The organism is Acidimicrobiia bacterium, assembly GCA_040880805.1.
In the GTDB taxonomy this organism is placed as follows: domain Bacteria; phylum Actinomycetota; class Acidimicrobiia; order IMCC26256; family DASPTH01; genus DASPTH01.
The window spans coordinates 1-8,236 of sequence record JBBDHW010000001.1 but is presented as its reverse complement, the minus strand read 5'-3'; the positions used below and the strand labels follow the sequence as shown (position 1 = coordinate 8,236).

Below are 8,236 nucleotides of genomic sequence, written 5' to 3'. Positions count from 1 at the left end.
CCCCCCACGACGGCGCGATCCGGTGGGAGCACCCCATGGGCACCGAGGTCAGCTCGGTGGCCCTCGGCGGCTCGTTTGCGGTTGCGGGCGACCATTCCGGAACCTTGCGCGCGTTCGACGCGTCGAGCGGCGCGGTCAGGTGGTCGGTGCACTACGAGGGTGACCAATTCTCGGCGTCCCGCATCGACGTTGCAGCATCCGTCGTCGTGGCGGTCTGGCACGAACGGCCGGCGCCCACGACGCGGGCCTTTGAACTCACGACCGGAGTGCTCCGCTGGGAGCACCTCGCCGACCTCTTCACCGCGGCGCCGGTCGTGAACGGTGGGCGCGCGTTCGTCGCGCTCGGTGACGGCAAGTTCAGTGCCGCGGTCGGCGGGTACAACCTCACCACCGGGCAGCCCGACTGGGCCGTGATCATGCCCGCGTCCTTCGAGCCGAGCATCGTGCCGGCCGTCGACGGCCACGACTACGTCGTCATCGACCGCATCGGCCAGGTGTCCGCGATCGATCCGGTGTCGGGCGAGCCGCGCTGGACGCGCGAGCTTCGTCAACGGGTCTTCGACACCCAGGTCGTGCTCCTCCCGCGCCGGGTGGTGGTCACCACGCTCTCGGGCGAGCTGTTCGTGCTCGACCGCGTCTCCGGACGCGTGGTCGCGCACACCGACGCGCGACGGCTCAACGGGCTCCCCATCGCGGTCGCGCACGTCGGCACCGGCAACCGCGTGCTCGTCGCCTACCGGCTCACCGAGCCCGGCAGAGTCGAGATGCGCCGAGTGCGCTGATGGGTAGGCTCGGCCGCCCGAGTCGAGCCGTGGCCTGAGCGGCCCGGCACGGAGTGCCGAGAGCGGAGAAGATGGCGAAGACTGAGCAACACGCCCCGATTCCCGAGGGACTCGTCGAGGTGGAGGCAGGCCGCTTCGTCGGCGCTCGTGTCGAGCGGAAGGAAGACCCGCGCTTTCTCACCGGTCGCGGCCGCTACACCGACGACGTCGTCGTCCCCGGCATGTTGCACGCCGCGTTCGTGCGCAGTCCGCACGCGCGGGCGGCGATTACGCGTCTCGACCTCGGCGAGGCGGCTGCGCTGCTTGGTGTGGTGGCGGTCTACACCTACGACGATCTTGCCGATGTCGCCGCACCCGACGCCCTGAACGCGGGCCCCCTCGGTGCTCGGCCGCTGGCGCGCGACGTGGTCTGCTTCGTGGGCGACCCGATCGTGCTCGTGGTCGCCGACACGCGCGCGATCGCGGAGGATGCCTGCGAGCTGGTCACCGTCGACTACGACCCCCGGCCCGCGGTGGTCGACCTGTGGGCGGCGGTCGACAACACCGACGAGCTCGTGCATCCGGAGCTCGGCTCGAATGTCGCCCGCACCACCACGTCGCCCGACGATCCGGAGCTCGGGGCGGCGTTCGAAGGAGCGGCACACGTCGTCACCGAGACCATCCGCCAGCACCGCTACGTCGCTGTACCTCTGGAGACGCGCGGCGCCGTCGGGAGCTGGGACCCTGCGCGCGGCGAGATGACGGTGTGGATCTCGAGCCAGGGCGCGCACGCCGCGCGCGACCACTTTGCGCGCTTCCTCGGTCTCGCGGTCAACAAGGTGCACGTGATCGTTCCCGATGTCGGCGGCGCATTCGGTCAGAAGATCAGTGTCGGACGCGAGGAGACCGCACTCGTGCTCGCGGCACGCGCGCTCCGTCGCCCGGTGAAGTGGTCGGAAGATCGCTGGGAGAACCTCGTGGCCGCGTCGCACTCGCGCGCAGAGGAGGCCGAGGTGTCGGTCGCGCTCGACGACGGCGGCAAGATCGTCGCGATGCAGGTGGAGCACATCGACGACCTGGGTGCGTACTCCGCGGGGGGTGGCGGGGCGAGCATCCTGCGCTTCCTTCCCGGTCCCTACAAGGTCGGGAAGATGGGCGGGTCGAGCACGAGCGTGATCACCAACACATCGCGTCGAGGCGCCTACCGCGGCCCATGGATGATGGAGACGGTCGCGCGCGAGATCATGCTCGACATCGCGGCACGGAACGCGGGCATCGACCCACTCGAGCTCCGCCGGCGCAACATCGTGCACCAGTCGGATCTCCCGTACACCACCACGGCCGGCGCCACCTTCGATCGCATCACCCCGGCCGAGACGCTCGAGCAAGCCGCCGCCATGCTCGACTACGACGCGTTTCGCCGCGAGCAGGCCGCGGCGCGCGAGCAGGGCCGGTACCTCGGCGTCGGCATCGCGGTGTACATCGAGCCCACCGCCGGAGCCTTCGGCGTCGGCATCACCGAGTCGGCCACGATCCGCATCGACCCGAGCGGTTCCATCCAGGTGATGAGCGGGGTGAACTCGCAGGGTCACAGCATGGAGACGATCATCGCTCAGGTCACCGCCGAGTATCTCGGCGTGCATCCCGACGACGTCGAGGTGCTCATCGGCGACACCGCCATCGCGCCGATCGGTGCGACCACGGGCGGGAGCCGCAACGCCGTGTTCGGCGGCGGCGCGGCGCGCCAGGCTGCGCTCGAGATGCGCGAGCGCGTGTTTCAGATCGCCGCGCACATGCTCGAGGCCTCACCCGACGACCTCGAGATGGAAGGCGGCGTGGTGTCGGTACGCGGTACGCCCACGGCGCAGAAGACACTGGCCGAGGTCGCGCATCTCGCCTACATGAAGCCCCGCGACCTCCCCAACGGCGTGCCGCCGGGTCTGGAGATCGCGTCGCGCTTCACCACCGAGGGGCCCACGTGGTCGAATGCCGCGCACATCTGCACGTGCGAGGTCGACCCGAACACCGGCCTCGTGACCCTGGTCCGTTACATCGTGAGCGAAGACTGCGGCGCGCTGATCAACCCCAACGTCGTGGAGGGCCAGATTGCCGGGGGAGTGGTGCAGGGGATCGGCGGGGTGCTGTTCGAGCACTTCGTGTACGACTGCGACGGCAACCCCACCACCACCACGTTCCTCGACTACCTGCTCCCGACCGCCGCCGATGTCGCGGTGATGGAGTACGGCCACATCCAGACCGCGTCCGCCCGCCCGGGGGGCTTCAAGGGCATGGGTGAGGGTGGGGCCATCGGGGCGCCCGCCGCGGTCTTCAACGCGGTCGCCGACGCGCTCGCCCCGCTCGGCGTGGTGCTCACCGACCAGCCACTCACCCCCGTCGCTCTCGTCGCCGCCATCACCCGGGCTTCTGGCACCCGCGCCTCGGGCTGACCCGGATCTCCGAGGACCGGCCGAACCTCGGCCAGTACACTGGGCGGCGACCCGAGCGTCTCGCCCGGGATCACGCACGCCCGCAGTCCCCGGTCACCCGGAAACCAGCTCTCCGAGCTGACATCTCGGTGCCGGCGGGCGGAGGAACAACCGAGGAGCAGACCGGTCGACCGGCTCGAGGTGGCTGTCGCGTCCGGCTGCACGAACGAAAGGACCACTGTGGCTGAGACCACCGCGGTCGTCACGATGAAGAACCTGCTGGAGGCCGGCGTTCACTTCGGCCACCAGACCCGCCGCTGGAACCCGAAGATGAAGCGATTCATCTTCGGTGAGCGCAACGGGATCTACATCATCGACCTGCAACAGACGCTCGAGCGGATCGACACCGCCTACCGGTTCGTCCGGGGCACCGTGGAGAACGGTGGCACCGTTCTCTTCGTCGGCACGAAGAAGCAGACCCAGGAGCCGATCCAGAAGCAGGCCGATCGGTCGAACTCGCCCTACGTGAACTACCGCTGGCTGGGCGGGATGCTCACCAACTTCCAGACCGTGCACGCGCGCGTGTCGAAGTTGCGCGAGCTCGAGCAGCTCGTCGCGTCGGGTGAGACCGAACAGATGATCAAGAAGGAAGGCCTCAAGGTGAAGCGCGAGCTCGCGAAGCTCGAGCGCAACCTGGGCGGTATTCGCAACCTCGAACGTCCACCCGACGCCGTCTTCGTGATCGACACGAAGAAGGAGCACATCGCGGTCACCGAGGCGAACCGTCTTGGCATCCCGGTGATCGCCGTCGTCGACACCAACTGCGATCCCGACCTGATCGACTACGTGATCCCCGGCAACGACGACGCGATCCGTTCCGCCAACCTGATGTGCCGGATCATCGCGGAGGCGGTCATCGAGGGTCGCTGGCTCGACCAGCGCAAGCGTGGACGCCCCGGTACCAAGGCGGAGGACGCGAAGCCCGAGGCACCGCCGGTGGTGAACCTCGGCCCCGAGGAACGGGCGCGCCGTGACGAGGAGCAGCAGGCCGCGCGGAACACGGCCGCCGCCGCGCAGCGCGAGCGCGAAGCGCGCCTGGACGAGGCCAAGGCGGAAGCGCCCGCGGCGGACGCGCCCGAGCCCGAAAGCCCAACCGAGAGCACGACGGAGGAGCAGCAGACCGATGGCTGAGATCGCGGCGAAAGACGTTGCCGCGCTGCGCAAGGCAACGGGCGCGGGGATGATGGACTGCAAGAAGGCGCTCGAGCAGAACGACGGTGACCTCGAGCGGTCGATCGACTGGCTGCGCGAGCTCGGGCTGGGCAAAGCCGGAAAGCTGTCGGAGCGCGAGGCCACCGAGGGCGCGGTCGAGACGCTGGTCGACGGCAACGTGGGCGTGATCGTCGGGCTCAACTGCAACACCGACTTCGTCGCCAAGGGCACCGAGTTCACGGCCACGGTGTCGGCGGTTGCGAAGCTCGTGGCCGCCGAGGGTGACGGTGACGTCGCCTCACTCCCGTACGAAGGCTCCACCGTGGGCGACACGCTCACGCAGCTCGCGGCCAAGCTCGGCGAGAACGTGTCGCTCGGTCGCGTCGTTCGCTTCGAGGCGGCTGACGGACTCGTCGATGCGTATACCCACACACAGAACAACCGCGGCACGATCGGCGTGCTTGTCGAGCTCGGCGGCGTCGACCCGTCCGACTCGAAGGCACGTGAGCTCGCGCACGAAATCTCGTTGCACGTCGCGTTCGCCTCCCCCGGCTACCTCACGCGCGATGAGGTGCCGGCCGACATCGTCGAGCGTGAGCGCGCGGTGATCGAGGCGAAGAGCCGGAACGAAGGGGTGCCCGAGGCGAAGCTCGCCGGTGCGGTCACTGGACGGCTCAACGCGTTCTACAAGGACGTGGTGCTCCTCGAGCAGGGTTCCGTGAAGGACCCGAAGGTCTCGATCGGCAAGCTCGTCGAGGGTCTCGGGAGCGGAGCCACCCTGCGCCGCTTCGCTCGCGTGAAGGTCGGCGAGGAGTAACTTCCCTCCCTATGGGGTCGAGTCGCTTCCATCGGGTGGTGCTGAAGCTGTCGGGCGAGGCGCTCGAGAACGAGGCCACCGGGCATCACATCGACGCCGAGGTCGTGGCCCGCATCGCCGGGGAGATCGAGTCGTCGCGGCGTGACCTCGGAGTCGAGATTGCCGTCGTGATGGGTGGCGGCAACATCTGGCGTGGAATGTCGGGCGAGAACCGCGGCATGGATCGCGCCCGCTCCGACTACATGGGCATGCTCGGCACGGTGATCAACGCGCTCGCGCTCCAGGATGCGCTGGAAGCGGTCGGCCAGCCGACGCGCGTGCAAACTGCGATCGCGATGACGCAGATCGCGGAACCGTTCATCCCGCTCCGTGCGATCCGCCATCTGGAGAAGGGTCGTGTCGTCGTGTTCGCCGCGGGCAACGGCAACCCGTACTTCACTACCGACACCACCGCCGCGCTCCGCGCCGCGGAGATCGGCGCCGAGGCGATCCTGAAGGGCACACATTCGGGCGTCGACGGCGTGTACAGCGCTGATCCGCGGAGTCACTCCGACGCGGTGAAGCTCGTCGAGGTGAGCTACCTCGAAGTGCTCAGCCGCGGGCTCAAGGTCATGGACTCCACCGCGATCACGTTCTGCATGGACAACGAGCTACCGATCATCGTGTTCGACGTCACCGCGCCCGGAAACATCAGGCGCGCGCTGCTCGGCGAGGGCATCGGCACACTCGTGAGCTCGGGAGCAGCCACCAGTGAGTGACGACGTGCGTGACATCGTGATGGAGGACTGCGCCGACAAGATGCGCAAGGCCGTCAGCCACCTGCAGGGCGAGTTCGCCGGCGTGCGAACCGGTCGCGCGAACTCGGCGCTCGTCGAGAAGCTCAAGGTCGACTTCTACGGGAGCGAAGTTCCGCTCCAGCAGATCGCGGGCTTCGGGGTGCCCGAGCCTCGCGTGCTCACGATCTCGCCGTACGACAAGACGTCGATCAAGTCGATCGAGAAGGCTCTCCAGACGAGCGACCTCGGGATCAATCCGTCGAACGACGGCCAGATCATCCGCCTCGTCTTCCCGGAGCTCACCGAGGAGCGGCGCAAGGATCTGGTGAAGATCGTGCGCCATCAGGCGGAGGAGGCGCGGGTTGCGGTGCGCAACATCCGGCGTCAGGCCCGCCACGACCTCGAGGCATTCGAGAAGGACGGCGAGATCGGCAAGGACGACCTCGACCGGGCCGAGAAGGAGCTCGAGAAGCGCACGCACGACGTCGGCACCGAGATCGACGAGCTGTTGAAGCACAAGGAGAACGAACTGCTGCAGATCTGAGCGGCCTGGCGGCGAAAGCCGCCGAGAGCGGACAACCGGTCTAGCCTTGGGGCCGTGCCCGACGACTTCGAAGACGATCCAACCGATACGCCCACGAACGAGGGCGTGCGCATTCTCGGTGCCGACGAGGCGCAGGCGGCTGTCGAAGCAGGCCGCGGGCCCTCACGCCCCGAGGAGCCGCCCCGCCCTCGCCGCGAGCCGCCGCCCGACGTGCGCCCTGCGGCCCGGTTCCCTCTTCCCACCGACCGCGCGAGCGAATCGAGCGGCCCGCTCCCGCTCACCCCGCGGCCCGCGCCCGCGAGCGAATCGAGCGGCCCGCTCCCGCTCCCTCACTGGACCGAGCCACCCACCGGCGAAGTCCCGATGATCTCGGCCGACGATCCGCTCGACGACGACATCTTCTCGACCTCGGGGAGCACGCCTCGGTTCCGCAGCGAGGCCGGCGAGTGGTCCGAGAGCGATTTCGGCGACTTCGACGACGACCCCGTGCACGACGACAGTGGCGAGCTCGGCGCGTTGGTCGACGTGCCCGACGTCGACGACGACGAAGTGTTCGCGGACGAGGTTGCCGCGCGGCGCTCACCCGACCGGCGCTCCCGAGGGCGCGCCGCACGCGCGGGCGCCGCCGCGACGGCCAGTGCGTACGGCGCGGCGGAAGCCAACGATCGACCGTCTCGCGCGATGCCCATGCACGACGACCTCATGACGCGCGTGATCACCGGCGTCATACTGGCCGGCATCGGCCTCGCGGCGTTCGCGCTCGGGAGAGCTGCCACTGCGACCCTCGTCACGATCATCGTGGCCATCGCCGCGTTCGAGTTCTACGAGGGTGTCCGGCGCGCCGGCTTCCAGCCCGCGACGATCATCGGTCTGCTCGGGTCGGCCGGACTGGTCAGCATCGCGTACAGCTACGGTGAACGCGCGTTCCCGCTCGTGTCCGCGGTCGTGCTCGGCTTCACGCTCTTCTGGTATCTCGCGAAGGTCGTGAACGCGCGGCCAATGGTGAACGCGGCCGTCACGATGCTCGGATACGGCTACGTCGGCGTACTCGGAGGCTTCGCGGGGCTCCTGCTCGTCTATCCAGACGGTGTCGGGATGATCATCGGTCTCGTGATCTGCGCGGTCGGCTACGACGTCGTTGGGTACGTGGTCGGTTCCCGTCTCGGGCGCCGCGCGCTCGCGCCCGACGTCTCGCCGAACAAGACGGTCGAGGGGCTGATTGCCGGGATGGTGGCGTCGGTGATCCTGGGTGCCGTGGTCGCCGAGGTCATGGGCCTCCACCCGTGGAACTCGCTCGCTGACGGCCTGCTCCTCGGCGTGGTAGTAGCGATCTTCGCCCCGCTCGGCGACCTCTGCGAGTCGATGCTGAAGCGCGACCTCGGACTCAAGGACCTCGGCACGCTGCTGCCCGGCCACGGCGGTGCGCTCGACCGCTTCGACGCGATGCTGTTCTGCCTGCCCGCCGTCTACTACCTGGTCCTCGCCCGCGACATCATCTGATGGGCCCGATCTGATGGGCCCGATCTGATGATTTGGGGCCGCGATGGAGACGTGCGAAGGATCGTCGTCCTCGGATCGACCGGTTCGGTCGGCACGCAGGCGCTCGAGGTCGTCGGCAGCCAGCGCGACCGCTAGGAAGTCGTCGCGCTCGGCGCCGGTCGCAACGCCGAGCTCCTCGAGGCGCAGCGCGCCGAGTTCGG

7 protein-coding genes are annotated in these 8,236 nt (G+C 68.9%); all 7 read left to right on the top strand.

Features of this window, described 5'->3' with window-relative positions; all coding sequences use genetic code 11:
* Positions 1-782 (top strand): PQQ-binding-like beta-propeller repeat protein (locus WD271_00035; protein MEX1006214.1); only part of this gene is annotated, 782 nt, incomplete at its 5' end.
* A 71-nt stretch (positions 783-853) separates the two neighbouring features.
* On the top strand, positions 854-3,208 hold the full coding sequence (locus WD271_00030) for a xanthine dehydrogenase family protein molybdopterin-binding subunit (protein MEX1006213.1): 2,355 nt from the start codon (positions 854-856) through the stop codon (positions 3,206-3,208).
* A gap of 246 nt (positions 3,209-3,454) precedes the next feature.
* On the top strand, positions 3,455-4,378 hold the full coding sequence (gene rpsB / locus WD271_00025; protein ID MEX1006212.1) for a 30S ribosomal protein S2: 924 nt from the start codon (positions 3,455-3,457) through the stop codon (positions 4,376-4,378).
* Positions 4,371-5,216 (top strand): translation elongation factor Ts, encoded by an 846-nt coding sequence (gene tsf / locus WD271_00020; protein MEX1006211.1) that lies wholly within the window; start codon positions 4,371-4,373, stop codon positions 5,214-5,216. Before rpsB ends, tsf begins: the two co-directional genes overlap by 8 nt.
* A gap of 11 nt (positions 5,217-5,227) precedes the next feature.
* The gene (pyrH, locus tag WD271_00015; GenBank protein ID MEX1006210.1) at positions 5,228-5,974 is read left to right on the top strand and encodes a UMP kinase; all 747 of its coding nucleotides are present in this window, start codon (positions 5,228-5,230) and stop codon (positions 5,972-5,974) included.
* A 19-nt stretch (positions 5,975-5,993) separates the two neighbouring features.
* A complete protein-coding gene (frr, locus tag WD271_00010; protein ID MEX1006209.1) occupies positions 5,994-6,536 on the top strand; it encodes a ribosome recycling factor in 543 nt (180 codons plus the stop codon).
* 54 nt (positions 6,537-6,590) lie between these two features.
* A complete protein-coding gene (locus tag WD271_00005; GenBank protein ID MEX1006208.1) occupies positions 6,591-8,036 on the top strand; it encodes a phosphatidate cytidylyltransferase in 1,446 nt (481 codons plus the stop codon).
* The last annotated feature ends 200 nt before the right edge of the window (positions 8,037-8,236 follow it).